At 41.0% G+C, this 25,179-nt stretch carries 28 protein-coding genes and 1 tRNA gene; 15 read left to right on the forward strand and 14 right to left on the reverse strand.

Annotated elements, in window-relative coordinates:
• Positions 1–186 precede the first annotated feature (186 nt).
• Positions 187–978: a GNAT family N-acetyltransferase gene (locus BN2425_RS04325; RefSeq protein WP_042455454.1), complete on the reverse strand. Its 792-nt coding sequence runs from the start codon at positions 976–978 to the stop codon at positions 187–189.
• 26 nt (positions 979–1,004) lie between these two features.
• Positions 1,005–1,520 (reverse strand): NUDIX hydrolase, encoded by a 516-nt coding sequence (locus BN2425_RS04330; RefSeq protein WP_074433006.1) that lies wholly within the window; start codon positions 1,518–1,520, stop codon positions 1,005–1,007.
• A gap of 320 nt (positions 1,521–1,840) precedes the next feature.
• Between BN2425_RS04330 and BN2425_RS04335 the strand changes: the two genes are divergently transcribed.
• Both BN2425_RS04335 and pdxR read left to right on the forward strand, forming a co-directional pair.
• Positions 1,841–2,359, forward strand: a complete 519-nt coding sequence (locus tag BN2425_RS04335) for a YbaK/EbsC family protein (RefSeq protein ID WP_042455457.1) — start codon at positions 1,841–1,843, stop codon at positions 2,357–2,359.
• Positions 2,360–2,476: 117 nt separating this feature from the next.
• On the forward strand, positions 2,477–3,880 hold the full coding sequence (pdxR, locus tag BN2425_RS04340) for a MocR-like pyridoxine biosynthesis transcription factor PdxR (protein WP_042455459.1): 1,404 nt from the start codon (positions 2,477–2,479) through the stop codon (positions 3,878–3,880).
• A 50-nt stretch (positions 3,881–3,930) separates the two neighbouring features.
• Here the strand turns inward: pdxR and BN2425_RS04345 are convergent, their stop codons facing one another.
• From BN2425_RS04345 to BN2425_RS04355, 3 genes are all read right to left on the reverse strand, one after another.
• The gene (locus BN2425_RS04345) at positions 3,931–4,431 is read right to left on the reverse strand and encodes a GNAT family N-acetyltransferase (protein ID WP_042455463.1); all 501 of its coding nucleotides are present in this window, start codon (positions 4,429–4,431) and stop codon (positions 3,931–3,933) included.
• 6 nt (positions 4,432–4,437) lie between these two features.
• The gene (locus BN2425_RS04350; protein ID WP_042455465.1) at positions 4,438–5,328 is read right to left on the reverse strand and encodes an alpha/beta hydrolase; all 891 of its coding nucleotides are present in this window, start codon (positions 5,326–5,328) and stop codon (positions 4,438–4,440) included.
• Positions 5,329–5,460: 132 nt separating this feature from the next.
• Positions 5,461–5,865 (reverse strand): hypothetical protein, encoded by a 405-nt coding sequence (locus BN2425_RS04355; protein WP_319922064.1) that lies wholly within the window; start codon positions 5,863–5,865, stop codon positions 5,461–5,463.
• 229 nt (positions 5,866–6,094) lie between these two features.
• Here BN2425_RS04355 and BN2425_RS04360 point away from each other — a divergent pair, with 229 nt between their 5' ends.
• Complete coding sequence (locus BN2425_RS04360; RefSeq protein ID WP_042455468.1) at positions 6,095–6,643, forward strand: isochorismatase family protein; 549 nt, start codon at positions 6,095–6,097, stop codon at positions 6,641–6,643.
• A 160-nt stretch (positions 6,644–6,803) separates the two neighbouring features.
• A complete protein-coding gene (locus BN2425_RS04365) occupies positions 6,804–8,282 on the forward strand; it encodes a hypothetical protein (RefSeq protein WP_042455471.1) in 1,479 nt (492 codons plus the stop codon).
• Positions 8,283–8,541: 259 nt separating this feature from the next.
• Here BN2425_RS04365 and BN2425_RS04370 read toward each other — a convergent pair.
• Positions 8,542–8,615, reverse strand: a tRNA-Pro gene (locus tag BN2425_RS04370).
• 204 nt (positions 8,616–8,819) lie between these two features.
• Here BN2425_RS04370 and BN2425_RS04375 point away from each other — a divergent pair.
• The 3 genes from BN2425_RS04375 to BN2425_RS04385 all read left to right on the forward strand — a co-directional run bounded on the left by BN2425_RS04375 (position 8,820) and on the right by BN2425_RS04385 (position 10,528).
• Complete coding sequence (locus BN2425_RS04375) at positions 8,820–9,296, forward strand: GNAT family N-acetyltransferase (RefSeq protein ID WP_042455476.1); 477 nt, start codon at positions 8,820–8,822, stop codon at positions 9,294–9,296.
• Positions 9,297–9,444: 148 nt separating this feature from the next.
• A complete protein-coding gene (locus BN2425_RS04380; protein WP_052352772.1) occupies positions 9,445–9,894 on the forward strand; it encodes a hypothetical protein in 450 nt (149 codons plus the stop codon).
• Between the two features lie 142 nt (positions 9,895–10,036).
• On the forward strand, positions 10,037–10,528 hold the full coding sequence (locus BN2425_RS04385) for a GNAT family N-acetyltransferase (RefSeq protein ID WP_042455479.1): 492 nt from the start codon (positions 10,037–10,039) through the stop codon (positions 10,526–10,528).
• A 55-nt stretch (positions 10,529–10,583) separates the two neighbouring features.
• Here BN2425_RS04385 and BN2425_RS04390 read toward each other — a convergent pair whose 3' ends face one another.
• Positions 10,584–11,201 carry an RraA family protein gene (locus tag BN2425_RS04390; protein ID WP_042455628.1) on the reverse strand — a complete coding sequence of 206 codons (618 nt, stop codon included), beginning with the start codon at positions 11,199–11,201 and terminating at the stop codon, positions 10,584–10,586.
• A 205-nt stretch (positions 11,202–11,406) separates the two neighbouring features.
• Positions 11,407–12,084: an SOS response-associated peptidase gene (locus BN2425_RS04395; protein ID WP_042455482.1), complete on the reverse strand. Its 678-nt coding sequence runs from the start codon at positions 12,082–12,084 to the stop codon at positions 11,407–11,409.
• Between the two features lie 276 nt (positions 12,085–12,360).
• On the opposite strand from BN2425_RS04395, the gene BN2425_RS04400 reads away from it, so the two are divergent.
• The gene (locus BN2425_RS04400; protein WP_042455485.1) at positions 12,361–13,134 is read left to right on the forward strand and encodes a TerC family protein; all 774 of its coding nucleotides are present in this window, start codon (positions 12,361–12,363) and stop codon (positions 13,132–13,134) included.
• A gap of 43 nt (positions 13,135–13,177) precedes the next feature.
• Here BN2425_RS04400 and treR read toward each other — a convergent pair whose 3' ends face one another.
• The 3 genes from treR to treP form a co-directional block, all read right to left on the reverse strand.
• Positions 13,178–13,894: a trehalose operon repressor gene (gene treR, locus BN2425_RS04405; RefSeq protein ID WP_042455487.1), complete on the reverse strand. Its 717-nt coding sequence runs from the start codon at positions 13,892–13,894 to the stop codon at positions 13,178–13,180.
• A 17-nt stretch (positions 13,895–13,911) separates the two neighbouring features.
• On the reverse strand, positions 13,912–15,579 hold the full coding sequence (gene treC / locus BN2425_RS04410) for an alpha,alpha-phosphotrehalase (protein WP_042455490.1): 1,668 nt from the start codon (positions 15,577–15,579) through the stop codon (positions 13,912–13,914).
• 84 nt (positions 15,580–15,663) lie between these two features.
• Positions 15,664–17,088 (reverse strand): PTS system trehalose-specific EIIBC component, encoded by a 1,425-nt coding sequence (treP, locus tag BN2425_RS04415; protein WP_042455493.1) that lies wholly within the window; start codon positions 17,086–17,088, stop codon positions 15,664–15,666.
• A 452-nt stretch (positions 17,089–17,540) separates the two neighbouring features.
• On the opposite strand from treP, the gene BN2425_RS04420 reads away from it, so the two are divergent.
• On the forward strand, positions 17,541–18,095 hold the full coding sequence (locus tag BN2425_RS04420; RefSeq protein ID WP_195891899.1) for a GNAT family N-acetyltransferase: 555 nt from the start codon (positions 17,541–17,543) through the stop codon (positions 18,093–18,095).
• Positions 18,096–18,127: 32 nt separating this feature from the next.
• A complete protein-coding gene (locus BN2425_RS04425; RefSeq protein WP_042455496.1) occupies positions 18,128–18,535 on the forward strand; it encodes a VOC family protein in 408 nt (135 codons plus the stop codon).
• A gap of 53 nt (positions 18,536–18,588) precedes the next feature.
• On the opposite strand, the gene BN2425_RS04430 is transcribed toward BN2425_RS04425, so the two are convergent.
• Positions 18,589–18,981: a thiol-disulfide oxidoreductase DCC family protein gene (locus BN2425_RS04430; RefSeq protein WP_042455499.1), complete on the reverse strand. Its 393-nt coding sequence runs from the start codon at positions 18,979–18,981 to the stop codon at positions 18,589–18,591.
• A gap of 147 nt (positions 18,982–19,128) precedes the next feature.
• Here BN2425_RS04430 and BN2425_RS04435 point away from each other — a divergent pair, with 147 nt between their 5' ends.
• Positions 19,129–19,500, forward strand: a complete 372-nt coding sequence (locus BN2425_RS04435; RefSeq protein WP_052352773.1) for a DUF2500 domain-containing protein — start codon at positions 19,129–19,131, stop codon at positions 19,498–19,500.
• Positions 19,501–19,593: 93 nt separating this feature from the next.
• On the opposite strand, the gene BN2425_RS04440 is transcribed toward BN2425_RS04435, so the two are convergent.
• Positions 19,594–20,688 (reverse strand): DUF4236 domain-containing protein, encoded by a 1,095-nt coding sequence (locus BN2425_RS04440; RefSeq protein WP_042455502.1) that lies wholly within the window; start codon positions 20,686–20,688, stop codon positions 19,594–19,596.
• 212 nt (positions 20,689–20,900) lie between these two features.
• On the opposite strand from BN2425_RS04440, the gene BN2425_RS04445 reads away from it, so the two are divergent.
• On the forward strand, positions 20,901–22,379 hold the full coding sequence (locus BN2425_RS04445; protein ID WP_042455505.1) for a pyruvate kinase: 1,479 nt from the start codon (positions 20,901–20,903) through the stop codon (positions 22,377–22,379).
• Between the two features lie 73 nt (positions 22,380–22,452).
• Here the strand turns inward: BN2425_RS04445 and BN2425_RS04450 are convergent, their stop codons facing one another.
• Entirely contained in the window at positions 22,453–22,539 is an 87-nt protein-coding gene (locus BN2425_RS04450; protein ID WP_235714569.1) for a YjcZ family sporulation protein, read from the reverse strand.
• Between the two features lie 259 nt (positions 22,540–22,798).
• Here BN2425_RS04450 and BN2425_RS04455 point away from each other — a divergent pair, with 259 nt between their 5' ends.
• Genes BN2425_RS04455 through BN2425_RS04465 form a run of 3 tightly spaced genes read left to right on the forward strand, consistent with a single transcriptional unit; the run spans position 22,799 to position 25,045 of the window.
• The gene (locus BN2425_RS04455) at positions 22,799–23,404 is read left to right on the forward strand and encodes a flavin reductase family protein (RefSeq protein WP_042455507.1); all 606 of its coding nucleotides are present in this window, start codon (positions 22,799–22,801) and stop codon (positions 23,402–23,404) included.
• 53 nt (positions 23,405–23,457) lie between these two features.
• Entirely contained in the window at positions 23,458–24,075 is a 618-nt protein-coding gene (locus BN2425_RS04460) for an alpha/beta hydrolase (protein ID WP_042455510.1), read from the forward strand.
• A 1-nt stretch (position 24,076) separates the two neighbouring features.
• Positions 24,077–25,045, forward strand: coding sequence for a ring-cleaving dioxygenase (locus BN2425_RS04465; RefSeq protein ID WP_042455513.1), 969 nt, complete (start codon positions 24,077–24,079; stop codon positions 25,043–25,045).
• The last annotated feature ends 134 nt before the right edge of the window (positions 25,046–25,179 follow it).

A 25,179-nucleotide genomic window follows, 5' to 3' on the forward strand; every position in this document is an offset into this window, starting at 1 on the left:
CGCCGAGGAGGCTCCCCGGCACGCCCGCGGAAAGCGAAGCACCTGGAGCGGAAATCAATAGGCCCCATTGCAGGCGATAATCAATTCTAAAAATCATATTTTAATTCAAGTAAAATGAAAAATTGCCGAGAAAAATAACCTTTCTCGACAATCTGAGGGAGCTTCGATAAACGAAGCTCCCTTTTGTTAACCCTGTTGAATTTCCTTAATGCTTTTGCCTGATAGAAAAGCATGTCCTGTTACAAGCTTTCCTGCAGTTTCAAATCCATATCTAGCATAAACTTTTTCCACTCGCTCGTTAATGGGGAACACCCAAAAATCTTCTATTCCACGTTTTTCTACTTCTTCCTGCAAGAAATAAATCAGTTCACCGATTAGTCCCTTGCCCCGAAAAGCCTCCAGGGTGGCTACACTCTCCATTCGTGCCTGCCCGTCGTGCGCGAATATGCTGGCAGTCGAACAAGGGATGCCCTCATAACGAAGCAGGTAATGCGTGTAAAATGGATGGTTAAATTCTTCTGCAAGAGCTTTTTCTCTTACTGCTCGACCACCGAGTTCTTTTATGCTGCACTCAATTTCCAAAGCCTCATTGTAATTGGACTCAGTTACTGTTTCGATGGTCACTTTTTCATTTTTACTGCCCTGATGTTTTATTCTACTCCAAATCTGAATGGGGCTGACTAATTCCTCATATCGAAATCCAAATCCACTTAATTCCTTTAAGAACGGTGATAGTTCATCCAGATTGTAAAGGTAAAATCGTGGGATGATGTTCTTCTCTTGATAAAAGCGAAGCACTTCTTCTATTACCGCTTTTGCATTCTTAGGATTTTCACTAATCTCGGCGTGATTGGCATCATAATAGACCGGTTGATTCATATTGTAAAACAGCTTGCCCCAAGAGGTGTTAATTCGGTTCGTGAACGTATCTAGGTAAACTGTATCTAGCTCTAAGACTTTTTTTAAAAGATGGTTCATAACAAAGCCTCCAATTATCTATTTTTTTAGATCGTTTTATTAGAATTTAAATTTACCAGCCATTGATCTTTCCACTGATAAAAAATTTCACTTGAGGAATCCTGGTAAAATATCTCCTTAGGATAGGGTAAGGCCAGCTCTGGCATCGTATCAGGGCTGAAATAACGGAGTTCGGCTGTTTCGTTGTCCATTGGGTTGAGGTTTCCACCCACAACTTTGCAGTCAAACATGAAAATATTGTACTCAACCTTGTGCCCATTTGGGTATTGGTAGCGGAAATCCTTGCCGCCAAACACTCCCAATAGTTTTTGTGGGACAACGAAAAATCCCGTTTCCTCCCAAACTTCACGAATAATAGCCTCTGCAGGTGCTTCGCCTGGTTCGATTGCCCCAGCAGGCAGACTCCAGTGTTCTCCATTGCCTTTGTATTGAAGCAAAATCTCACCAGATTGATTGCGAATAATTCCAGCTACACTTGGCATGAAAATTAAGTCACTGCCAACGCGGTCCCGCAGTTTTTGGTAATACTTAGACATCGCCATGTTACCACCCAACCTTAACCTAACGTCTCTAATCTTTCTATAATATACCAGATAGATAAGTAGATAGTTAGAAACTATAAAAAATTTTTTTCAAAAGAGGATATAAGCGAACCCTAGTGATAGGTATGTAACAGCTAACAATCGAATATCAACTTGCTTTCATTATGCTATCAATGTAATAGAATGAACTATCATGCAAAATAGCAAGAAAATGACGTCTTTGCTGCTTTAAAACAAAAAAGAGGTAAAGTGTTTTTGTAGTATTCTTATGGTAAAATTGTTATTATACATAATAGTTTGACAAGGAAAGGACGAATAACATGTCTTTGGAAAGCGTTAAGGCCCATTTTCAACAATGGAATCGAGAAAATGATATTATGGAATTTGAAACTTTAAGTGCCACTGTCGAACAGGCAGCTGACACAATTGGCGTCATTCCAGCCCGCATTGCGAAAACCTTGTCGTTTAGAGGCGAAGATGATCAAGCAATCTTAATTGTGGCAGCTGGCGATGCTAAAATCGACAACAAGAAATTCAGACAAGCTTTTGGCTTCAAAGCCAGGATGTTGTCACCAGATGAAGTCTATGAACAAACGGGCCACCTTATTGGCGGAGTTTGTCCATTCGGCCTAAAGAAAGAACTTGATGTTTTTCTGGATGTATCGATGAAACGGTTTGAGACCCTGTACCCGGCTTGTGGCAGCAACAACTCTGCAATTGAACTTACCTGTCAAGAAATTGAAGAATACTCCTTTGCCAAGGAATGGGTAGATGTCTGCAAGGGCTGGGAAGAAGCCGTACAACGGGAAGAGGCAGCAGTCAGCCAAACTCAAAATTAAAATAGTTATATAAAAAATAGCAATCGCCACTGATTGCTGTTTTATTTTTTTATAAGAATTTTATCGTATACTGGTATAATCAAAATAATCAGTTACCAACTAAAGCGGGGAAAATTTATGATAGAAATTACGCCAGTATTGGATCCTTCAAGCCGGGTCCCATTGTATATGCAACTGTCAGATTATATCAAATCAGAAATTCTATCAGGGCGAATAAGACCACAGGAAAAACTGCCATCCAAGCGTCATTTGGCAAACTATTTGGGCCTAAGTTTAAACACCATTCAGGCTGCTTATGATCAATTGAACGCTGAGGGGTTTGTTAAAAGTAGACCACGCCAAGGATTATTTGTGGCAGAATTGGAAGATGAGTTTTTTAAAACCGAGGACACGCCTCATCTCGAAATAGAAACACCCTTCATCAAATCGGATGAAATAAAAATCGATTTTAATTCAGGCAGGGTGGATTTAGCCCAGTTTCCTTATGCTGCATGGAGAAAATTGACTATTCAGTCTCTCTATGAAGATCAAGCTGGGATCTTTTATAATGGAGAACCACAGGGGGAACGGAATCTTCGTGAAGAAATAGCGAAGCATCTTTTCGCTTCAAGAGGAGTCAAGTGCACAGCGAAACAAATTATCATTGGGGCGGGGACCCAGTATTTAATAGGAATACTCGTTTTATTGCTTGGCAATGGTACTGTTTATGCACTAGAAGAGCCAGGGTTTCATCGTGCGCGTACCGTATTGGACCATCACGATGTACCACATGTTCCTATTCCTTTGGATGAAGCGGGGATGGACATAGGAGCGTTGCAAAAAAGTGCTGCCACTGTTGCCTACGTGACCCCATCACATCAATTTCCAATGGGGATGGTTATGCCGACAGCTCGCAGACAGGAACTTTTGAATTGGGCAGAAGTCGTGAATGGCTTTATTATTGAGGATGATTATGATGGAGAGTACCGCTACAAAGGGGTACCGATTCCGTCTTTGCAGGGGCTTGATGCAAATGGCAGGGTAATCTACCTAGGGACTTTTTCAAAATCCTTGATTCCTTCCATAAGAATCAGCTATTTGGTCTTGCCGCCTGCACTACTTAAAATCTATCAAAATAGGTTTACAATTTATAAGCAGACCACATCAAGGCTCCACCAAGAAACTTTATTTCGGTTTATGAGTGAGGGATATTGGCAGAGTCATTTAAATAAAATGAGAACCTTATACCGCAGGAAACATGAAGTTCTGTTGGCTGCTATTGATCAATTGTTAGGAGAGCAGGTTGAGATGATTGGTGAAAAATCAGGTCTTCACATCGTTTTAGCGGTAAAATCGAACATGTCGGAGGACGAACTAATTCTGGCTGCTAGGAGAGTGGGGGTCAAAATTTATCCTTCTTCACTTTACTATACGCACCATACAGAACAAGAGGTACCTAAAGTGGTCATCGGTTTTGGTGGATTAACAGAATCCGAGATTGAGGAAGGAATTTATTTGTTAAAAAAGGCATGGGGAATCTAAATAGAATGGCATCTGGTATTTGCCGGATGCCATTCTATTTATAAGTGTGCTTATGAAAGTAGTTTTCCCATGTAGTACTCGTCAATATAGTTTCCATCAATGATTAACGAGTGCCGTTTCACCCCTTCTATTTCAAAGCCCATTTTTTTATAAAGGGCTACTGCGGCCTCGTTATGGCACATGACCGTAAGTTCCAGTCGATGAACCTGGTTAGCAGCAGCCCAGTTTTCTAATTCGGTAAATAATTGTGTGCCAATACCTTTCCCTGTGTAGTCTTGGAGAATTCCAACAACGATATAGGCGCTGTGGACAATTCTTCTTTTACCTTCACGAATTGCTGCAAGATGGCCCACCAGTTTCCCATTTGACTCACAGACCAAGATTGTCGACAAATCTTCCGATAAAAGATCCTTGATTCTTTGGGTTTGCTTTTCCACCGTTGTTTTTCGTTCACCAGGTTCAAATAACATAAATTTTGTTTCGGTATCCAGCGTTTTGCATAATTCGAGATAACTCTCTGCGTCCGAAAGTTTTATTTTTCTAACTATCATTTCGATTTAAAGCCGTTCTTGGACAAATTCACCAATTTCATCGATGGATTGTTGACCTTCCGGGATTGCAAACGTTTGGAACACATGCCACATATCATCCCAAACTTTCAATGTAGCATCTCCGCCGGCAGATTGGACTCTGTCGACTAGACGGACGGAATCACTGAGAAGAATTTCATCGTTGCCAACATGAACGAGCATGGGTGGTAATCCGCTTAAATCTGCATAAATGGGGGAGACAATTGGATTTTTTGGATTTAGGTCACGAATATATAGTGCCGGGGCGAAACGGGTTTGGTCTGGCTTTAACCATGGGTCGGCAGCTGCTCGTGATTCCATTGATTCTCCACTTCCGGCCAAATCTGTCCAGGGAGATAAGAGAACAGCCAATGCAGGTAAGGTTTCACCTTCATTTTTTAGGGTAAGGAGGGTTGATAGCGTTAAGCCTCCGCCGGCAGAATCACCGCCAATAATTATTTTCTCGGGTGATATGCCAGTAGCAAGCAGCCAGCGGTAGACTGTTAAGGCATCTTCGAGGGCCGCTGGATAAGGATGTTCTGGGGCAAGCCGGTATTCAGGAACTAATACTCGAGCACCGGTAGACCGCGATAATTTGGAAGCCAAATACCGATGCGTATTGCAGCTGCCCATTATGTATGCACCGCCATGTAAATATAAGAAAACTCGGTCACTTTCCGCATTTGGGGCAGTCACCCATTCTGCTGGTATGTCCTCAATTAACAGTTTTTTAACATGAATGTCATCAGCTACAGGAGTTAAGCGGGATAAGGCTTCCAATCCTTGACGCGCTGCAGTGATGTCTGTTGCGGAAGAAGCTTGATTACCCATGGAAGCTTTTAAAAATTGCTTTATCAAGATACTTTCTTGACTTGCCATGATTCTTTCTCCTCTCAATTTAAAATGTATAATCATTTATGTAATTCTATATTGTTTTAGTATTTCCTCTATTATATGAAAATAGTAACTCCGAATTAATAAAAAAACCCCATTTAGGGGGAGTGAACGATATTACCTTGGAGTTACTGGTTTTACAGAGATGGCGGGGGAAACGGTTGTCGCGACGCATCCTTCTAGTTGTTCGGGGTTAATCAGCCCCAAACTGAGTGCCGCTTTTATTTTCTGATCATCTGGCTTTTTGACGATTTGGATCAAGTCATTTAATTGCAGTTCCTCTAGTTTCCTAACCGTTTCATCCTCTATATATTTTTCAGTTTTTCTGATGAGCCTTTGGAGTTTGTAACCGCTAATCGTGATTTCTCCTTTTCGGTCTGAACCCACGAGAGAATTAAAATAATCTTGGAACACATCCTTTAGCTCATTCATCTCTAGTTCAATTTCCTTTTTCTGTTTATTTAGTTCGTAATACCTAACTAGCATATCCCCTGTGATCAAGGTTTGTTCATGTTTTGTCACAACCCCGCCTCCTTAGCGAACGTATATTCTATATTATGGTCTATAAGGATAAAGTAGTACTTCATTTAGGTAACCTTTGGGGAGAATTTTTCGTCATTTTTTTTAAAGGACTGTAAGATTCTATAATGTTGTTATTTTTTTGGAGGGACTGTTATAATCAAATAGTTCCAATTAATGGGAATTCTTACGGATCTAAAAGACTATAATTCTATGATTGGGAGTGGATAATATGAACGAAAAGAAAACAGCATTATTGCTTATTGACTTGCAGGTAGGACCACTATATGGGGTGTATAAAAGGGAGGAAACGTTAACTGTCATTCAAAGTATGATTAAAAAAGCGGAAGAGGAGAATATGCCGATTTTATACATCCAACACGAGGAACAACCAGGCGGATTTTTAGAAAGAGGGACACCATTTTGGCAGTTTGCTGAAGGATTTACACCCAAAGCATCCGATTACGTCATACATAAACAAAGCACTGATTCCTTCTTTGAAACTTCGTTGCATCAGGAGCTAACCACACTTGGAATTACAAATTTGCTAGTAGCGGGAGTCAGAACAGAGTATTGCGTAGACACCACCTGCCGAAGAGCAATCACTTTAGGCTATGACGTTACATTACTAGCTGACGGCCATACAACCGCCGATGGAGCCATCCCTGCAGAACTCATCATCCAACACCATAACCATAACCTAAGCACCGTAAAAACAACTGCCAACCACATCACAATAGCACCATACAAAGAACTATCCCTCAACACTTTACAACGTTAAATCGGTGGGGGCCTGTCCCCCAGTGCTTTACAGTGCTAAAATTGTTGGGGGGTTTATGTTCCTGGATTGTGACTCTCGTCGTTCTGAGTTCTCTGTCGGCCTTCATTCTGTACTTTTGTAATAATCAAGGGGTGCAAAAATGCAAAACTAGGAGGTCACTATGGAGCTGCAATTTGTATTTGATGATGATGTGTTTACGTATGCTATTTCCAACGGAGAAATGGATCAATTTTCACAGCATCTTTCTTTGGCTAATTCCAGCTTAACTGTAAATTATACGAGGAAGACAGATGTTGTGCATGGTATTCTTAATAATCAAGAAATCGTTATTATTGGTCTGTGTGTGGATGCCTATGGCGATATAGAGCGTAACGATATTCCTGCATTCTTTTTGGCTCAGAAGTTTGAACAAGTGGAACGTGCCTACAAGTTTTTCAACTGCTTTGCCGGAAAGTACGTAATTCTTTTTCGTGATGGCGAACAGGTCTATCTATGGGGAGATGCGACTTGTACAATACAAATCAACTATAGTTTTGCTACAGATGAAAGTGGTGCGGTTTGTGCAGCGTCTCTCGATAAAATTGTGGCATCCTATTTTCAATATCGGATTTCCGAGTACTCTACAAAAATCCGACTTGGCTCTGATTTTTCACAACCCATGCCTGCTGATTTAACCATGTATGCCGAGGTTAAAGCACTGCTCCCCAATCATTACCTTGATTTATTTGGCAAAAAAGCAGTTCGTGTCGGCCTGGATGTAACCCCCGCAAAGACGCACATAGAACTTAATCATATTATCGAGGTTTCTATTAAGCTGATTGAGCAAATCGTCCGAGAGTATGCAAAATTTTATGAGATTATTTGTCCGCTTACTTCTGGCTATGACAGTCGATTGGTGTTTTCCTTTCTAAAGAAGCAAAACCAACATGTGCAATGTTATACCTTCAAGCACAAGGGCTTTACTACAGAAACGGACGATATGCTCATACCTGCCAAGATATGTGAATATTATCAACAGCCTTATTCCGTTGTTGAGGATCTTGTCGCACCAGAGGATTATGTCCAGGAAATATTTGCTGTCGCGGGTGATTATAATGCCGAGTCCACAATTAATTTGGCCTGCACATTTAACTCTGCCTTTTTGGGAAAGGCACTTATTAATGGTGATATTATTGACCAAATAGGAAAGAGCCTCTTGGGGCATGCAATTCCGAATCGACTTGCAAGTGCAGCCTATTTGCGGTGTAAAGTTCACAACCGGGAAAAACAAACGAAACAGGTGATTGAACAATATCTAGATGGCCTCAGAGACTACGGCGAAAGTAAGTATGTTTTTGACCTGTTCGCAATGGAAAGCCGGTGCGGCCGATGGGCTAGCCAAGGTGGTGCGCTGTATGCACTTTGTGGCATTACATCTCTTAACATCTTCAATTGTAGGGAACTTATATTAAACTGGGTATCAGTTCCACGAAAGCTTCGTTCTAAGAAGTGGATTCATCAAGAAATCTATCGCGTCAATGATCAAAGACTCCTGCAATTTGCATTCAATCCATCCTCTAAAACAGATTTCCTAAAAAAACACTGGATCTTATTTTATATCGCGACGTATGTAAAACAATTTTTATACCAAATGCGATAATTTTGCACAAGAAATAGAACCCTCGGCATATTGAGGGTTCTTAAGGTTTACCAAACCAAGAAGTGGGGAATTAATTATTATGCCATTTGTTGCCTATAAAGGTGCAACTCTATATAACAAAAAAGACTCGGTATTTGGAAATTTCAACCCACGTTCCGAGTCTTTTTAAACCTTTTCAATAAATTTCCACTACGTTATTTTTGAGCATAAAAAAACGATACAGCAGCCGACAATGTATCAACTGCTGTATCAGTAAAAGTCGGAAAGACAGGACTTGAACCTGCGACCCCCAGTACCCCATACTGGTGCTCTACCAAGCTGAGCTACTTCCCGGTATAGTAAGTCTACGATTTTGGTGGATTAATCTGATTATACAAAAAACTAAGATTTCATTCAAGATTAAATTAAGCTTATGTCTGGAATTTCGTTTGGGTTTTGAACAGGAATTTTGCGATTTGTGTCGAATTATTAATTTGCTGGTTGTTTCTAGATTTCTTGAGCCAGTTCCACCTAGGTTATTGTACAGGAGGACTTGACATGGAAGTAATCTCAACCGATGAGATTGATAAAAGCAGACTAACCAAGTTCTTCATTAAGCATTGGGGCAGCCCTGTAATGGTCATCTCAAGTGGTATGTATCAGTGCAATGAATTGGATGGGTTTATCGTTGTAGATGATTGCAATGAATTCTTAGGCCTCATCACTTACTTAATTAAAAACAATGAATGTGAAATTATTTCTCTTGATAGTATAGTAGAAAATATGGGAATCGGAACCACTCTGCTGCATCAAGTTGAACTGACGGCAAAGTCTGCTGGATGTAGCTGCTTAAAATTAGTAACAACCAATGACAATCTCCGCGCATTGGAATTTCACCAAAAACGTGGGTACCAATTAAGCGCTATTTTTGTAAACGCGGTTGAGACGGCAAGGAGGATCAAACCAGAGATTCCTTTCGTTGCCGATAACGGTATTCCCATTCGCGATGAAATTCTACTAGTAAAAACGATCTAATAACCCATTACCTCGATAACTTTTTGTTAGTTCTTAAAGAATTTCTCTCCATGGTATCAGTTTCGCCTGAAAATAGGGAATTTGCCTAACCCTAAATTTGATTTTAGACATAGTCTAGACTGAAACCTATAAAAGGAGAGATGCTCTCATGTATAATCAACAACCTATTGGACCTTTAAATGGTTATAGGGAATCTCCCGATTTACATGGTTATGGAACGATGGCTGATTTTCATGGAATGAACCCTATGGCAGGAAACCCCGGAATGGGATATCATCCGGGAATGATAGGCCATAGCGGAATGGGATATCATCCGGGAATGCCAGGTCATAGCGGAATGGGGTATCATCCGGGAATGCCAGGTTATAGCGGAATGGGATGGCATCCGGGAATGCCAGGTTATAGCGGGATGGGAGGACATCCTGGTATGACAGGTTTTGGCGGTATGGGTGGAAGTCCAGGAATGGCAGGCTTGGGGAGCTTTCCTCTTACCAATATCAATCAAAGCCCGGGATATTGGGGATATCCAGGGTATTCTGGATATAGCGGATACCCAGGATACCCCGGTTTCCCTGGCTGGCACGGCAGACCCGAATAAAAGAGAAATCAATTAATATGGTCTATAGTGGAAAGGATGCTGCATAAAGTGTCCTTTTCCATTCCTTAACTGTTGAAAGTTAGGTTTGTCTATTACATAGCAAGAATAGTTTCAAATTTTAGATATAGATGGTGATCGTCTTATGAATCCACAAAACTTAATCAGATTGGAATTTTATCGTCCTGCCTATAAGCAGCAAATAGAAACTTATGTACTACCCGAGGAACAAGCACAATTTACCGCACAACCTCTGGATGCACTAGCAGTATGTGAACAGGATGCCGAGCGCTTTCCGGTGCTCATCTTCTCTAACGATTCACTAGCTGGTTTCTTTGTCCTCCATGGCTGGGGAGGAGTACAACAATACTATGACAATGAGAAAGCTTTACTTTTAAGAGCCTATTCCGTGAATCCGTCCTTTCAAGGAAAAGGCATCGCCCAGGAGTCATTAAAATTACTGCCCGAATTTGTCAAAATCCATTTCCCTGAAAAAAATGAAATCATGCTGTGCGTTAATTACCATAACACACAGGCTCAGCATGTTTATAAAAAGTCTGGGTTTCAGGACAGGGGCCTAAGAGCGATGGGAAGAAAAGGGGAAATGTTCATTTTCCATTTGAGACTTTCATATTAACCTCTTTAAAAAATCAAAAAAGCCGGATGTCCAGCTCTTTTAATTTTTATGGAGTTTATTGAGACAGTAACTTGTCTAAGTGTTTTTTCGCGGCCTCTGGATTTCCAACTATCTTTGCTTCTCGTTCCTCATCTTTCTTTAATTTTTCCACGGCTTTTGCTAAAACTTCCTGTTCCACTGTCTGCGGAACCACTACAACACCATCCGCATCGCCAACGATGAGATCACCTGGTTGAACGGAGATATTCCCGCAGGAAATCGGGATATTAATTTCGCCGATTCCAGCCTTGCCGCTGGCTGCAACAGTCGTTCCCTTACAAAAGACAGGGAAGTTAAGTTGTTTAATTCCGACAATGTCGCGAATCACGCCATCAACGACTAAACCGCCAATACCAAGGGTCTGCATCATCCCGACAACAAAGTCTCCAGCAATCGCACGATAGGTATCACCTTTAGCATCCACCACTAAAATATCACCTGGTTTCGCTTCACGGATCGCTTTTAGGACTGCCAGGTTATCTCCGACTGGAATTTGCACGGTGAAGGCTCTTCCAGCAAGCTTGTATTCTTCTTTTAATGGTTTAATCGAAGGGTGGAGATTGTTTAAGCCATTCATGGCGTCCGAGATACAGGTTGTAGGAAGTAAGCTAAATTGGGATACGAAACGATCCATCATGGGTTTCCTCCAGTTCTTATTGGATTCTTCTATTATATAACAGTTGTGAATCTATTATAAAACAACAGAAAGGAGGAATCAAAATAAAAGAAGAGCAGCCAAGGCCGCTCTCAAAAGAAGGAATAACTAAATGGGTTACAATACTTTATGCTAGTGCTTGTTCCATCATGTAGTAAACTTGTCCTGTGTTCAAAAAATGGGTTCAACAAATTTTTTGAATTAGTTCAATTGAATTATTTTTGGGCGAATTTACCAATGGAGAGACCTGGTAGGCTTCCATTGCATTTGGATCAAACGGTACTAACAGCCTTTGTAAATCATCGAGGTCATTGGCAGCAGGATTTAACCATATTTTTTCGTCCTCTTGTTTTAAAATAACCGGCATTCGGTCATGAATGGTTGACATAAGTTCGTTAGGGGCGGTGGTGACCACCGAGCAGGAAAAGACGGATTCCCCATTGGGTGATTTCCAATGTTCCCATAGTCCGGCCATACCGAATAAATCTCCCGTTTTCAGTTTAATCCGCATCGGCGTTTTTGATTTATCTTCATGTCGCTTCCATTCGTAGAAGCTATCGGCAACAATTAAACATCGTCTTTTTTGGTATGCCTGACGAAAGCTAGGCTTTTCCCTCAATGTTTCCGCTCTCGCATTAATTAGTTTGTAACTAATCGACGGGTCTTTTGCCCAAGAGGGGACCAATCCCCATTTTAAAAATCCCATCCTATTCGTCTTGCCGTCATTTATAACGGCTAATACCGACTGCGACGGGGCAATGTTATAACTTTGGACGTAGTTCTGTTCGTCTAGGAATGCTTGTATGTCAAAACGATCAATCAGTTCGTCTACTGTTGCAGTTAAGGTAAAACGACCACACATCCTACTCACCTCATACTTTGGTAAAACTATTGTAGCAAAAAAATGGCAACTTACACAAAAGTGAATGCTTTTCCCGGTAAATCATAATATTTTTGAAACCTTTCCCGACTTTACAGCGTAAGTATACTATAAGATGCAGCCGTACTGGTTCCATTTTATTTTTCCCTTAGTGGCCACTGAGGAAAACGAAAACAAATGTATTGCAATCATACAAAAACTAGCAGGGACCTGTTTAACAGAATAAGAGTTTAATAATTTCTTGAGGGAGGACATGAATTGGAAATTTGGCAGCAAGTGCTAGAAACATATGCATCATTTTTTGATTGGGGGATGTGGGTCGAAGTATTATCGGACCCTGTTTCCTGGGGGTACATAGGGACTTTGGTCATTTTAGAGGGGCTGCTTTCGGCAGATAATGCCTTAGTTTTGGCAGTCATGGTGAAACACTTGCCGATGCAGCAACGCAAAAAAGCATTGACCTACGGGTTGCTGGGCGCGTATATCTTCCGATTTATCTTTATTGGATTAGGTATGCTTTTGATTAAGTTCTGGTGGATCAAAGTACTTGGTGCGGCTTATTTAGCTTGGCTGGTCGTCAAACATTTTTGGCTGGGCGAGAAAGAGGAAGATGCGGAGGGAATCAAGAAAGATGGTTGGCTGGTTCGAACCTTCGGAGTGTTTTGGGGGACCGTTATTTCAGTTGAGTTAATGGATATTGCCTTCTCAGCAGACAGTATTTTAGCTGCATTTGCTGTTTCGGAGCAGGTTTGGATTCTTCTTATTGGTGGTATGCTTGGCATTCTCATGATGCGGACAGTTGCTAAGTTTTTCTTGGTTTTAATTGATAAAATACCGGAATTAGAAAATACAGCCTTTATTCTTATTGCGATTATTGCGGTTAAAATGTTTGCTAGTGTGTTCGGTCTTCACATTGATCACCTTGTTTTTTTCGGCATATTAATTTTGGCGTTCCTAGCCACATTTATTGTCCATTATCGCAATGAAAAAAAGAAAATACAGACAGAAACAGCAACTGCAAAAGAAAAGTAACCCATGCAAAAAACCTTATCCGATCTGAACGGATAAGGTTTTTTTATGAATGAGACCGGCGTGCAAAATCAACAAACCGAAATTTATCTGGGCGATGTCTCGATTCCGTGTACTGAAATAGGCTAGCGTCATCCAAATAAACATGACTTTTAATGACGACGACATTATGGTAGCCTTCAAGGTCGAGAAGGGAACGGTCTTCATCAGTCGGCTCCTCGACCACAATTTCTTTTTTGGCGAAGCTGATGGTCAAGTGTAACTGATTTTCAAGATACTCATAAATCGAGTGTTCACCGATTTCTGGAGTGATGTCCGGAACGTACTTTTTATTTAAAAAGTCTTTATCTAATATAATTTTTTCGCCGCCGATTTCCCTTGTACGAACAATTTTCCATACCTGATCTTTGGAGGAGAGCTGCAGCTGTTTCTTGATAAAATGATCGGGTTTAATCAATGAAAATGCATTAACAATTGTCCGATGACTGCTGTTCAGCTTATCCGCTAATTCTTTGAAGCTGACCAGTCCAGAAATAGGGAAATCGAACTTATTGATATCAATGACAATCGAACCTTTTCCGCGGACCTTTTGTATATAACCATTTTGTGAAAGTAAGTTTAACGCTTTACGAATGGTCTCGCGTGACGTGTTAAACTGTTCTGCCAATTCATTTTCTGAAGGTAAAAGCGTCTTGGGCATAATCTTTCCGCTTTTAATTTCCTCTACAAGGGTATTATAGATGGTTAAATACTTGTTGGTCATAGTAAAGCATCTCCAATTTACTTGTGCAAATAATAAATAATTGATTCATACGGGCGCAGCGGAATTTCCCGATTGAGCGGAGCTGTGTCGTTATAATTAGAGAGTAACACCTTCACCTCATAACCATCAAGCGTAAACTGTTCTGGCAGGACAACGGTTGTATCGGTGCCATAAAAATTGCTGATTACTAACAACTTTTCGGTCTCGTGATTTCTTACATACGAGAAAACTTGTTCGTCGTTTTCTAATAAAAGCTCATAGTCGCCATCGGTAATAATGGAATATTCTTTTCGCAGTTGAATTAGTTTTTGATAATGATAAAAAATGGAATCTTGGTCCGAAAGAGCCTTGTCCACATTGATATTCTCATAGTTTGAGGCCGTAGAGATCCATGGTGTTCCAGTTGTAAAACCAGCATGTTTATCGGCCGTCCATTGAACCGGCGTACGTGAATTATCACGGGACTTTTGCTTTAAGATTTCAATGATATCTTCTTCAGCCATGCCTTTATTTTTCAATATCGTATAAATATTAAGGGACTCAACATCTCGGTAGTCATCAATTGAGTTAAAATTTGGATTGGTCATCCCAATTTCTTCCCCTTGATAGACAAAAGGAGTTCCCTGCATCATATGCAAAGTCGTCGCTAACATTTTAGCTGATTCTTTTGGATACTTTTGGTCCTCACCGAAACGTGACAAAGCCCGCGGTTGGTCATGATTGTTCAGGAACATTGCATTCCATCCGCCGCCTCGATTCATTTCTACCTGCCATTGGGACATGATTTTCTTAAGTGCAAGGAAATCAAAATCAGCTTTGACCCACTTTTCACCATTAGGGTAATCAACCTTCAAATGATGGAAACTAAAGATCATATTGAGTTCTTGGCGATCCGGATTGGTATATTTGATACAGTTATCAATCGACGTAGAAGACATTTCTCCAACCGTCATCATGTTATATTTGGAGAATACTTTCTGATTTATTTCATGTAAAAATTCATGAATTCTCGGTCCATCGGTATAAAATTTACGACCATCCGTTTCATCCTGCGGGAATTGTTGATCTTTGGAAATTAAATTGATGACGTCCAGTCTGAAACCATCGACGCCCTTTTTTAACCAAAAATGCATCATTTCATAAATCGCGTCACGGACTTTTTCATTTTCCCAATTTAAATCCGCTTGGGTGACATCGAATAAGTGAAGGTAATATTGGTCTGTCGTTTCATCATATTTCCAAGCCGATCCGCCGAATTTGGATTCCCAGTTCGTAGGGGGCTCGCCATTTTTTCCATCCTTCCATATGTAGAAATCCCTGTATGGATTGTCTTTAGAAGAACGGGACTGCTTAAACCATTCATGCTCCGTGGAGGTATGGTTAATGACAATATCCATAATGATTTTGAGTCCGCGCTTATGAGCCTCTTCAAGCATATGGTCAAAGTCATCCATTGTTCCATATTCCTCATAAATTTTATAGTAATCGCTAATATCATAGCCATTGTCCCGCTGCGGGGATTGGTAGATAGGGGTGAGCCAAAGTACATCGACACCGAGTTCCTTCAAATAATCCAGTTTTGCCGTGATGCCTTTAAGGTCACCGGTACCATTCCCGGTTGTATCGTAAAAACTCTTTGGATAAATCTGATAGACAACTGCGTTTTTCCACCATGCTGTTGACATCTACTAAACACCTGCCTGTAATTGTTGATTTATTCTAATGTGGAAAAGGAGGGAGACTGTCTCCCTCCTTAATGGAGTGCATGATTATTTCTTGAAAGGTACCTTTTTCAAACCAACCTTTGCAAAGATGAGTGTTAATACGAATGGAATCACAATTGCAATGGCCATACATATTGCAAACATTAGCATGTGTTTAGGTTGTATAGAAAGAATACCTGGAAGGCCGCCGACACCGATCGAGTTTGCCATAACGTCACTGCCAACGGAAACAATCGCGGCAATCGCCGAACCAATCATAGCTGCAAGGAATGGGAATCCGTATTTTAAGTTGATCCCAAACATTGCTGGTTCGGTAACCCCTAGGTAACAAGAAATTGCTGCAGGGATTGAGACTTGTTTTTCCTCTTCATTCTTGCGGTTTACATAGATCATCGCAAGTACGGCTGAACCTTGTGCAATATTGGATAGAGCAATCATTGGCCATAGGTTTGTACCGCCAAGCTCGCTCATTAACTGTAGGTCAATGGCATTGGTCATATGGTGTAATCCTGTAATTACAAGTGGTGCGTAAGCGAATCCAAAGATTGCGGCAAATAACCAGCCAAATGCAGATGTTAAGCTAGAATAAACAACATTAGAAATCCAAGAACCAATTGTCCAGCCGATAGGGCCTAAGATTGTATGAGCAATTAATACAGTTGGAACTAATGCTAAGAATGGTACAACAATCATGGAAATCGAATTTGGTACAACTTTGCGTAATCTAGTTTCTAAAAAGGCTAGAACCAATCCGGCTAAAATGGCTGGAATGACTTGTGCTTGGTAACCGATCATTTGGACTTTTGCAAAACCAAAGTCCCAAACTGGAATATCTTTAGCGCCTGCCACTGCATAGGCGTTGAGTAATTGTGGTGACACGAGTGTAATACCTAAAACAATACCGAGAATTTGCGATGCGCCCATTTTTTTGGCTACCGACCAGGTGATGCCGACTGGCAGGAAGTGGAATACCGCTTCACCAATCAACCATAGGAAGGAGTGAACACCCGCCCAGAATTGCGATACTTCCACAATGGTTTTGGTACCGCCTTCCAAAAGTTTAATGTCACCGATTACATTTCGGAAACCGAGAATTAAACCGCCGACAACGAGTGCTGGGATTAATGGGGTAAAGATATCGGCAAGATGAGCCATTACACGTTGCAGCCAGTTCATGTTTTGCTTTGCTGCTACTTTGGCATCTTCCTTGGTCGTTCCGTCAACACCAGCGATTTTTGTGAAATCATTATAAAAGCTAGCGACTTCATTTCCAATAATGACTTGGAATTGTCCTGCTTGTGTGAAAGTTCCTTTTACAAGCTTCATGCCTTCTATTTTTTGCACATCAGCTTTACTAGGATCATTTAGAACAAAGCGCATTCTTGTGGAACAATGCGTTACGGCTGCAATGTTATCATTACCGCCAATATGCTCCAATAATTCTTTGGCTGAATCAGTGTACTTTGACATTATATTTCCCCCTTAAATGGTCAATGCACCCATTTTTTAGTGTGTAAGTTTATCTCCACTTTATACAGCGGTTTCATTTTTAGGTCAACCTGTATATACAAGTTTTGACTACGGTTTCATTCTAACTTGTATATACAGGTTTGTCAACGAAAATATTATCATATTTATCCCATGAAAATCGTTCCAGTAGATACTAAAATTATCCAGTGGAATATAGCTTTAGAATCAGTTTTTTCTTTATTGCGTTAAATCGTTGAAAGAATTTTTAGATAATGGTAAAATATACATGTTTAAATTCTTCTGAGTTTAGACCTCCTAATTTGAGTGCTTTGTCAAATTGGCGAAGTACTTGTTGGGCCTTTGAGCATTTGTTCAAGGGCTCCTTTTTTGTTTTAATGCTTATATGCTATGATAAAAGGGCACTAGAACACTTTTTTTGGGGGATTATTAAGGTGGAGTTCAGCACTTCTGAAAGTTGGAACCCAGAAGTCTGGGGGAAGGTCAAAAAAATTTACCAACAAGCATTTGCCAATAAAGGCGGAAAACCAGAAAAAGTGATCCGTCATATGTTTTTGAAAGGTCTTTGCTCCTTACATCTTGTTTTTATAGGGGGGCAGGCTGTTGGTTTTGCTTTAACGGGAGCTTTAAAGGGAAGTCGCTGCTTAATTATTGATTATTTGGCTGTTGACCAAGCTTTTAGAAATCATGGTATTGGATGGAATATGGTTTGCTACCTCATGAATTGGGCATCTGATATGGGCCGGTTTGACAGTATTATTATTGAGGTGGAGGCTGAATATTCCGTAGAAAACAACCGCCGCAGACAATTTTGGCAACAATGCGGTTTTTCTCTCACAGAATATATTCATCATTACATATGGGTATCAGAACCTTATCAGGCTATGTACCGGCATTTAGAGCCGAATTCTGCGGTCCGTGAAGAGGGAAAAGAGCTGTTTCGCTATATCAGTCAGTTCCACAAGGAAAGTTATAAGGGAATGAAATAATCTTAACAAAGCATAAATTAGGAGGATTATAAATGAGAGGACAAGCAACACCTTATTTTATGTATAATGGAAATTGCCGGGAGGCGCTGGAGTTTTATAAAAATACATTTGGGGGAGAAGTATCTGATTTACAAACCTATGAACAAGCGGGGTATAAGGTACCAGGGGCTGAACATTTGCTTATTCACGCCCGCTTCCGTAAAGATGATTTGTTCATTATGGCCTCAGATGCATCACCGGGTTCTTCCATCGTGATTGGGAATAATATTTCCTTAGCTTTAGACTTTGAAAGTGAGGAAGAAATACAGGAAGTATACGAAGCGCTTCGGAAAAACGGAAGTGTTCATATGGAGTTGCAGGATACATACTGGGGCGCAAAATATGCTAAGGTGAAGGATGCCTATGGGATCAGTTGGGACTTAAACTATCAAAAATCATAATGTTTGTTGAAAGCACCAGGTTTGGTGCTTTTTTGTTTGGTCGAAGCCAATCATTATTCTAAAAATCGATTCTTCCATTCCGGTAATGGGAGCATGCAGCTTTCCCTTTTTCCAAACCATTTATAGCGGTTACGGGCTATGATTTTATACAAAAGATCCCGAATCGGCCGTGGAATGAGGAGCAGTGCACCAAGCAGCTTCCAGGCTCCTTTTAAATGAAGACAAACTCTGAGGGCAGCAGTTGACTCCATAAACGGTTTACCATCTTCTATGAGTAAAAAGCTATTCAAGCTGGTCGGAAGGTTATATTGTTTTAATAGTTTTTGTCCCATGTCACCTTGTAGTGAGGCAAATTGAAAAGATCCGTTTGGATCTCGTTTTAAAATAAATTGGACGCTGCCAGTGCAAAGATTACAAACCCCGTCAAACAAAATAATTCGCTCCATTTCTCTCACCACCAGCTGCTTTCATTTCATTTCTAGTTTACCATCATTCAGCATGAAATAGATGAAATCTACATTTTTGGAAAAGGTTTGTGTATCCAAATAAGCCTTGATATAGTGAAACTAAAGATAAAGAAGGGGAGCGGGAGAATGAATATTGATCAAGGGATGCAGATGTTTAATCTGATGAATATGTTGATTCCTATTTTGATTCTGATTATTTTTGGAATTATTCTTTTTTCATTTATTCGTAGTATAAAAGAGTGGAACTCAAATAATAAGCAGCCACGTTTACAGTCCTCGGTTTCCGTTGTTTCCAAACGGACGAAAGTAAGCGGTGGAGGACCAAATTCTCGCACATCCACCCGTTATTTTATCACCTTTCAATTTGAAAGCGGCGAACGAGCGGAATTCAAAGTCAATGGACGCGAGTACGGACAATTAGCCGAAGGAGATCGAGGCGAACTAACCTTCCAAGGAACAAGATACCTTAGATTTACTCGTAGCCAAACAAGTGCATAGAAGGAGACAGTCCCCTATTACAGTAAAGCGTTACCTCGCTGGGGGACTGTCCCCCAGCTGATTAATGCGTTAAAGCGCCTTTATGCTACCCGACTAATTTAATTCCTCACCAACGTCTTCGAAGCCTTGGGTTTTTTTGAATTTCATTTTGTGCAGGAAGTTTTCCAATGCGTCGGATGGATCTAATTGGGTAAAGTTTAGGCGACTTAGTGTTAGACGGTCATATTTGACCGATAAGATGGTGATTTTTTCGATGTGCCCGGTTGCTGGGTTGAGCCGATCCTCATATGCGTGAACATATACATGGGTGATCGGGAGCAGGGCCAGCATATCTCTGGCAATTCTTAAGGCACAGCTGCATACATAATCTTGATATATGTCATAATATGCTGTTTTTGTCAGGTTCTTTTCCGATAATTTTCCGGTTTTTGTGAGTGATAAGGCTTTGTTTGGAATGACCGATTCAGGATTTACATCAAATGAGACATGGATTTCATATGGGTTGTCGGTGCCAAATTCGAAGCCGCTTCCAAACTCCACTAAATCATCGAGAGGAGCCATTTCTTGGATAACTTGATAGTAGGCGTCAATGTCCCGGTTTAATACCCGTTCTGCCAGAGAATGCATATGGCTCCAACCATTTAACAGCTGTTGATCCTGTTCTTTCGCTCTTTCTACCTCTTCATGCAGCTGTCTTAGTTTACCTTCATCTCGGTTAAACAAGCGGTCCATAAGACCGGGTTGATAGGATTCTAGCTGCTGGCGGGCGGCCTGGGTATTGGGACCGTCTTGGCCATGCTGAAATGGCGGCTGGCGACGCAAAACCTCACGCCAGTCAATCGGATCATCACATTCATGATGGATGGAACGTATCTGCTCAAGCTTGTTTTCATATAAATCCACCTGTAATCTCGCATATTCCAATTCCTGCAGTTTCTGCTGTTCTCGTTGAAGCCTCGCTAACTCATTACGTCTTTGATAAGCTGGTGATTTATAGGATTTTCCCCCAGACGTTGTAGAATAAGATAAGCCCGATCCAGGAATCCCTACCGTTGTGGTTCTCCTGCCACTGCTGTTGATGGAGTACCTCAAACCGTGGCCGCCAAAGCTGACGCCGACCCCGCTTTTTCCCACATTCATTCTAATGCCAGGAGCAATTTTAAAGCTTTTTCTAAACCTTAAGCCCATTGCTGTTCCTTCTTTCAAATGAGGTTGTTTTTTAAAATTATGGCACTGTTCCAGGTTATTTACAATCAAATATCCTTAAATCTTGGGATGCTATCCCTGTTCATTTTGGAGTTACACCTGTCATATTACTTACATAAAATAAAAGCATTAAATAGGAAAATCAAATGTTTGGGATTCTAACTGATGAATTTCATCTGTAGGAGCGTAAAACAGTGACATTCGACAAGAAAGAAGAACTCATAGAACAAATTATTGAATTATATCTTTATTTGAAACAAATTGGTGAGCAAACCATTGGAAACTATCCTTTAACAGAGGGTGCTCTCAATCGTGATAATTTACTTGCATACCTTGCTTTACGGGAAAGAATTCCTGCTCAATTGGAACAACAGCTAGTGGAAAATGGATTAGCTTCGCTTTTACAGTCAAATGCCCACATCTTATATAGCCTCCATCGTATTTTGGAAAATTTAGGAGTTGAAGGTCTGCCATCAATTGAGCTTTCCACCATACCGCCAGCCTACTCAAAAGATATTCTACATTCACGGGTAAAAGCCTTGCTCGGAAAAAGGGGCAATTCGTCGATTATAGTTACCTTAGATGTTTCAATGATTCATAAACCGGACATTCTAGAGGACCTGTTGATGAATGGCATGTCCATCGCTCGAATAAATTGCGCGCATGAACATGAAGCAACATGGGAGCAAATGATTGTGGCCTTACGGAATGTAGAGAAAAGGTTAATGCAGGAAGAGAAAGTAGCCGAACGCTGCAAAATATTTATGGATTTAGCTGGCCCTAAAATAAGAATAGGAAAACTTCAAGGTAAAGGGATATTTGTTAAAAAAGGTGATTTGCTGCGATTGTATTTGGAGCAAGAACAAGTCGGGCATCCAGCAACAGGAGAATTTCCAGCCGGTGTACCTGTTTCCAACAGGAAGGCATTTCGAAACGTTCGGGTTGGGGACTCGATTTTTATTGATGATGGGAAAATTCATGGAAAAGTACAGCAAATCACATCAGAGTATATTCAGATAGAAATCCTTTTACCTGTCAGGCGGCCACAGAGAATAAAAGAACAAAAGGGACTTAATTTGCCTGATTCTTACATGAGTTTAAATGTACCCGCGCTCACTGATAAGGACACCCGCGATTTATCGTTTGTGACAAGGCACGCCGATATTGTAGGTTTATCCTTTGTCCATTCACCACTTGATTTAAAAAAACTAAGGGATGAATTGAAACGTCATGACGCAGCAAATCTGGCTGTAGTAGCAAAGATTGAAACCAAAGATGCCGTTCACCATTTAGCCAGAATTATCCTTGAAGGATTAAACTTCGAAATGTTCGGGGTAATGATTGCTAGAGGCGATTTGGCGATCGAGGTAGGGGCAGAAAACTTGTCTTATGTACAGGAAGACATTGTAGCGATTTGTAGGGCTGCGTATATTCCTGTTATATGGGCTACAGGGGTATTGGAAAGACTAACAAAAAAAGGAAGCCCATCTCGTTCAGAAATCACGGATGCAGTCCAAGGATTGCGAGCCGATTGTATTATGCTAAATAAAGGACCGTTTATTGTAGAATCGGTAAAGCTTTTAAACAAACTGATTAAAGCAGGTCATCCTGGTGGTATTTCACGGAGAACAGCAACCAGAAATAGACTAACTAATCAATATGGAATATTTTAAATGGATACAAAGAACGGCCTATTTTGTGTTTAGGCCGTTCTTTTGCTTAATCATTATAGTTTTAGGCTAGCAATTAATAATAGAAGCCGCCAACAAAGCTAGCACCTACAATGATCAGCAGAATAAAGAGGACAACAATCAGAGCAAAACCTGCTCCCATACCTGCACCTGCACCGCTCATACTTTCACCTCCCAATTCATACTTCAATACAGAATATGTAAAAAGGAAAATCGCGTATAGACAAACATGCCGTATCTGAACGGAAACATGTATAAAAATTTCCTTATTGTTGACAGAGAGTGGAGTATTACTTTACAATTATCTCGAATTCAAGATAAAGTCTAACAGTTTGATTTTCTTTTTTATCGTGTTAAAGTTTTTCTAAAATGTCCATTCACATATGAAAGGGATGATTTACTTGAAATCCATTGACCCTTCCGTCCAGTCAGACAGGGACAATTATAAATTATTAATCGGAAGTATTATTCCAAGGCCAATCGCGTTTGTGACTTCCATGTCAAATGAAGGAATCATCAATGGAGCACCGTTTAGCTATTTTAACGTGGTATCTTCAAATCCGCCGCTTGTCTCGCTATCAATTAGCCGGTCAAATGGTCGGCAGAAGGATACAGCCAGAAACATTTTAACCGAGAAAGAATTCGTGATCCATATCGTCGATGAACATAACGTTGAAAAAGTAAACCAAACGGCTGCAAGCCTTCCACCTGATGAAAGTGAAGTGGAACTTGTAGACTTTACCCCCGCCCCTAGTTTAAAAATCTCTGTCCCCGGAATAAAGGAAGCAAAAATCCGGATGGAGTGTATTTTAGAAAGATCGCTAGAATTAGGTGGTGAGGTGCCAAGTTGCGATTTTATCATCGGAAAAGTGGTTCAAATTCACATCGACGAGTCGATTTATCAAGATGGAAAGGTGGACCCACGTGGGTTGGCTGCTGTAGGTCGATTGGCAGGTCATGATTATGCGAAAATCGGTGAGATATTTACGATAGAAAGACCAAAATAGGTTTAGGTAACCAAAACTATGAGACCCTTAAATGGGGAAAGGGGATAAATAAAATGAAGCATATCTTCCAAAAAGGAAAAGATTCGTCACGGCCAACCTTGCTGCTGTTGCACGGCACGGGTGGCAATGAATTGGATTTATTGCCACTCGCGGGAATGATTGACGATCGAGCCTCTATTTTGAGTGTACGGGGGAACGTGTTAGAAAATGGCATGCCCCGTTTTTTCCGGCGTCTCGCAGAGGGAGTTTTTGATATTGAGGACTTGATTTATCGAACAAAGGAATTGAATGATTTTCTTGATGAAGCAGCACAGAAATATGAATTTGATCGGAATGCTATATTGGCCATCGGCTATTCTAATGGGGCTAATATTGCTGCCAGTTTATTATTCCATTACCAAAACGCATTGAGCGGGGCAATTCTTCACCACCCAATGGTGCCGAGAAGGGGGATCGATCTTCCTGATTTGTCTGGGAAAGCTGTGTTTATTTCGGCAGGAACCAATGACCCCATTTGTCCGCAGGAAGAATCAATTGAACTGGAATCGTTATTAACCCAAGCAAATGCTAAGGTGGAAATGCATTGGGAAAACCGTGGCCATCAATTGACCATTGACGAGGTAAATGCTGCTGCGGCCTGGTATAAAGAAACATATTTAGGGGGCAAATAGGATGGAATTATTGGGGCTGCACCATGTCTCGATTTTGACAGGGAAAGCGGAAAGAAATTACGAATTTTATACAAAGATCCTTGGCATGCGTTTGGTTAAAAAGACCGTTAACCAAGACAACACCGAATCGTACCATCTCTTTTATGCTGATGCGGAAGGTACTCCTGGCACAGAAGTTACTTTTTTTGATATACCTGGTTTAGGGCATACGTATCATGGAACTTCTGATATTTCGATCGTGTCTCTAAGGGTAAAAAGCACGGACTCTTTGCTATACTGGAAAGATCGATTTGACCGGTTTCGTATCGCCCATGGAGACATCGAACAACGAGCCAATCGTGACACTCTGGATTTTCAAGATTTTGAAGGTACTTCTTTAAGACTGGTCGCAGATAATGGCGAACAAGGTGTGCGGGCAGGGGTGCCATGGAAACAAGCAGATATCCCTCTAGAGCATGCAATCGTTGGCCTTGGACCGGTTACTCTAACAGTCTCTATTAGCGAGCCCACCATTGACGTCTTAACCAAAGTAATGGGGTTTCGCTATGTAGGCTCCTATCCATCTGGTACCGGAAATCACCCGGATATCATGGTTTATGCAACAGGAGAAGGGGGAAGCGGGGCAGAGGTCCATATAGAAACGCGACCGGATTTGCCCAAGGCTCGTTTAGGCCGTGGCGGTGTCCACCATGTAGCCTTCAGAGTCCCAAACGAAACAGAGTATGACCTCTGGGCTGACCGGTTAAAGGAACACCGTCTTCCAAATTCGGGAAAAGTGGAAAGATATTATTTTAAGGCACTGTATTTCAGGGAGCCAAATGGCATTTTGTTTGAGTTGTCTACGGATACACCTGGATTTGCGACAGATGAGCCAATGGAAACCATGGGTCAGGCACTGGCATTGCCGCCATTTTTAGAACCGCGCCGAAAAGAGATCGAAGAGAAGTTACGTCCACTAAATTTGGAGTAGAGAGGAAGAAGGCAGCCACCGCTGCCTTTTTTATGGTTGTTGGGGTTTTAAAAATCTACTTTTAACATCAACATTGTTCAATAGTGCTATAATTGAATATACAACAAGTCATTAGCATTTTAGAAAGGTCGTAG

It is taken from the genome of Neobacillus dielmonensis, assembly GCF_000612665.1.
GTDB lineage: Bacteria > Bacillota > Bacilli > Bacillales > Cytobacillaceae > Neobacillus > Neobacillus dielmonensis.

What these genes read in the sequence shown, in the direction of transcription:
- BN2425_RS04325 (WP_042455454.1), bottom strand. Translation starts at nt 978, where the DNA reads ATGAACCATCTTTTAAAAAAAGTCTTAGAGCTAGATACAGTTTACCTA.
- BN2425_RS04330 (WP_074433006.1), bottom strand. Translation starts at nt 1,520, where the DNA reads ATGGCGATGTCTAAGTATTACCAAAAACTGCGGGACCGCGTTGGCAGT.
- BN2425_RS04335 (WP_042455457.1), top strand. Translation starts at nt 1,841, where the DNA reads ATGTCTTTGGAAAGCGTTAAGGCCCATTTTCAACAATGGAATCGAGAA.
- pdxR (WP_042455459.1), top strand. Translation starts at nt 2,477, where the DNA reads ATGATAGAAATTACGCCAGTATTGGATCCTTCAAGCCGGGTCCCATTG.
- BN2425_RS04345 (WP_042455463.1), bottom strand. Translation starts at nt 4,431, where the DNA reads ATGATAGTTAGAAAAATAAAACTTTCGGACGCAGAGAGTTATCTCGAA.
- BN2425_RS04350 (WP_042455465.1), bottom strand. Translation starts at nt 5,328, where the DNA reads ATGGCAAGTCAAGAAAGTATCTTGATAAAGCAATTTTTAAAAGCTTCC.
- BN2425_RS04360 (WP_042455468.1), top strand. Translation starts at nt 6,095, where the DNA reads ATGAACGAAAAGAAAACAGCATTATTGCTTATTGACTTGCAGGTAGGA.
- BN2425_RS04365 (WP_042455471.1), top strand. Translation starts at nt 6,804, where the DNA reads ATGGAGCTGCAATTTGTATTTGATGATGATGTGTTTACGTATGCTATT.
- BN2425_RS04375 (WP_042455476.1), top strand. Translation starts at nt 8,820, where the DNA reads ATGGAAGTAATCTCAACCGATGAGATTGATAAAAGCAGACTAACCAAG.
- BN2425_RS04380 (WP_052352772.1), top strand. Translation starts at nt 9,445, where the DNA reads ATGTATAATCAACAACCTATTGGACCTTTAAATGGTTATAGGGAATCT.
- BN2425_RS04385 (WP_042455479.1), top strand. Translation starts at nt 10,037, where the DNA reads ATGAATCCACAAAACTTAATCAGATTGGAATTTTATCGTCCTGCCTAT.
- BN2425_RS04390 (WP_042455628.1), bottom strand. Translation starts at nt 11,201, where the DNA reads ATGGATCGTTTCGTATCCCAATTTAGCTTACTTCCTACAACCTGTATC.
- BN2425_RS04395 (WP_042455482.1), bottom strand. Translation starts at nt 12,084, where the DNA reads ATGTGTGGTCGTTTTACCTTAACTGCAACAGTAGACGAACTGATTGAT.
- treR (WP_042455487.1), bottom strand. Translation starts at nt 13,894, where the DNA reads ATGACCAACAAGTATTTAACCATCTATAATACCCTTGTAGAGGAAATT.
- treC (WP_042455490.1), bottom strand. Translation starts at nt 15,579, where the DNA reads ATGTCAACAGCATGGTGGAAAAACGCAGTTGTCTATCAGATTTATCCA.
- treP (WP_042455493.1), bottom strand. Translation starts at nt 17,088, where the DNA reads ATGTCAAAGTACACTGATTCAGCCAAAGAATTATTGGAGCATATTGGC.
- BN2425_RS04425 (WP_042455496.1), top strand. Translation starts at nt 18,128, where the DNA reads ATGAGAGGACAAGCAACACCTTATTTTATGTATAATGGAAATTGCCGG.
- BN2425_RS04430 (WP_042455499.1), bottom strand. Translation starts at nt 18,981, where the DNA reads ATGGAGCGAATTATTTTGTTTGACGGGGTTTGTAATCTTTGCACTGGC.
- BN2425_RS04435 (WP_052352773.1), top strand. Translation starts at nt 19,129, where the DNA reads ATGAATATTGATCAAGGGATGCAGATGTTTAATCTGATGAATATGTTG.
- BN2425_RS04440 (WP_042455502.1), bottom strand. Translation starts at nt 20,688, where the DNA reads ATGGGCTTAAGGTTTAGAAAAAGCTTTAAAATTGCTCCTGGCATTAGA.
- BN2425_RS04450 (WP_235714569.1), bottom strand. Translation starts at nt 22,539, where the DNA reads ATGGGAGCAGGTTTTGCTCTGATTGTTGTCCTCTTTATTCTGCTGATC.
- BN2425_RS04460 (WP_042455510.1), top strand. Translation starts at nt 23,458, where the DNA reads ATGAAGCATATCTTCCAAAAAGGAAAAGATTCGTCACGGCCAACCTTG.
- BN2425_RS04465 (WP_042455513.1), top strand. Translation starts at nt 24,077, where the DNA reads ATGGAATTATTGGGGCTGCACCATGTCTCGATTTTGACAGGGAAAGCG.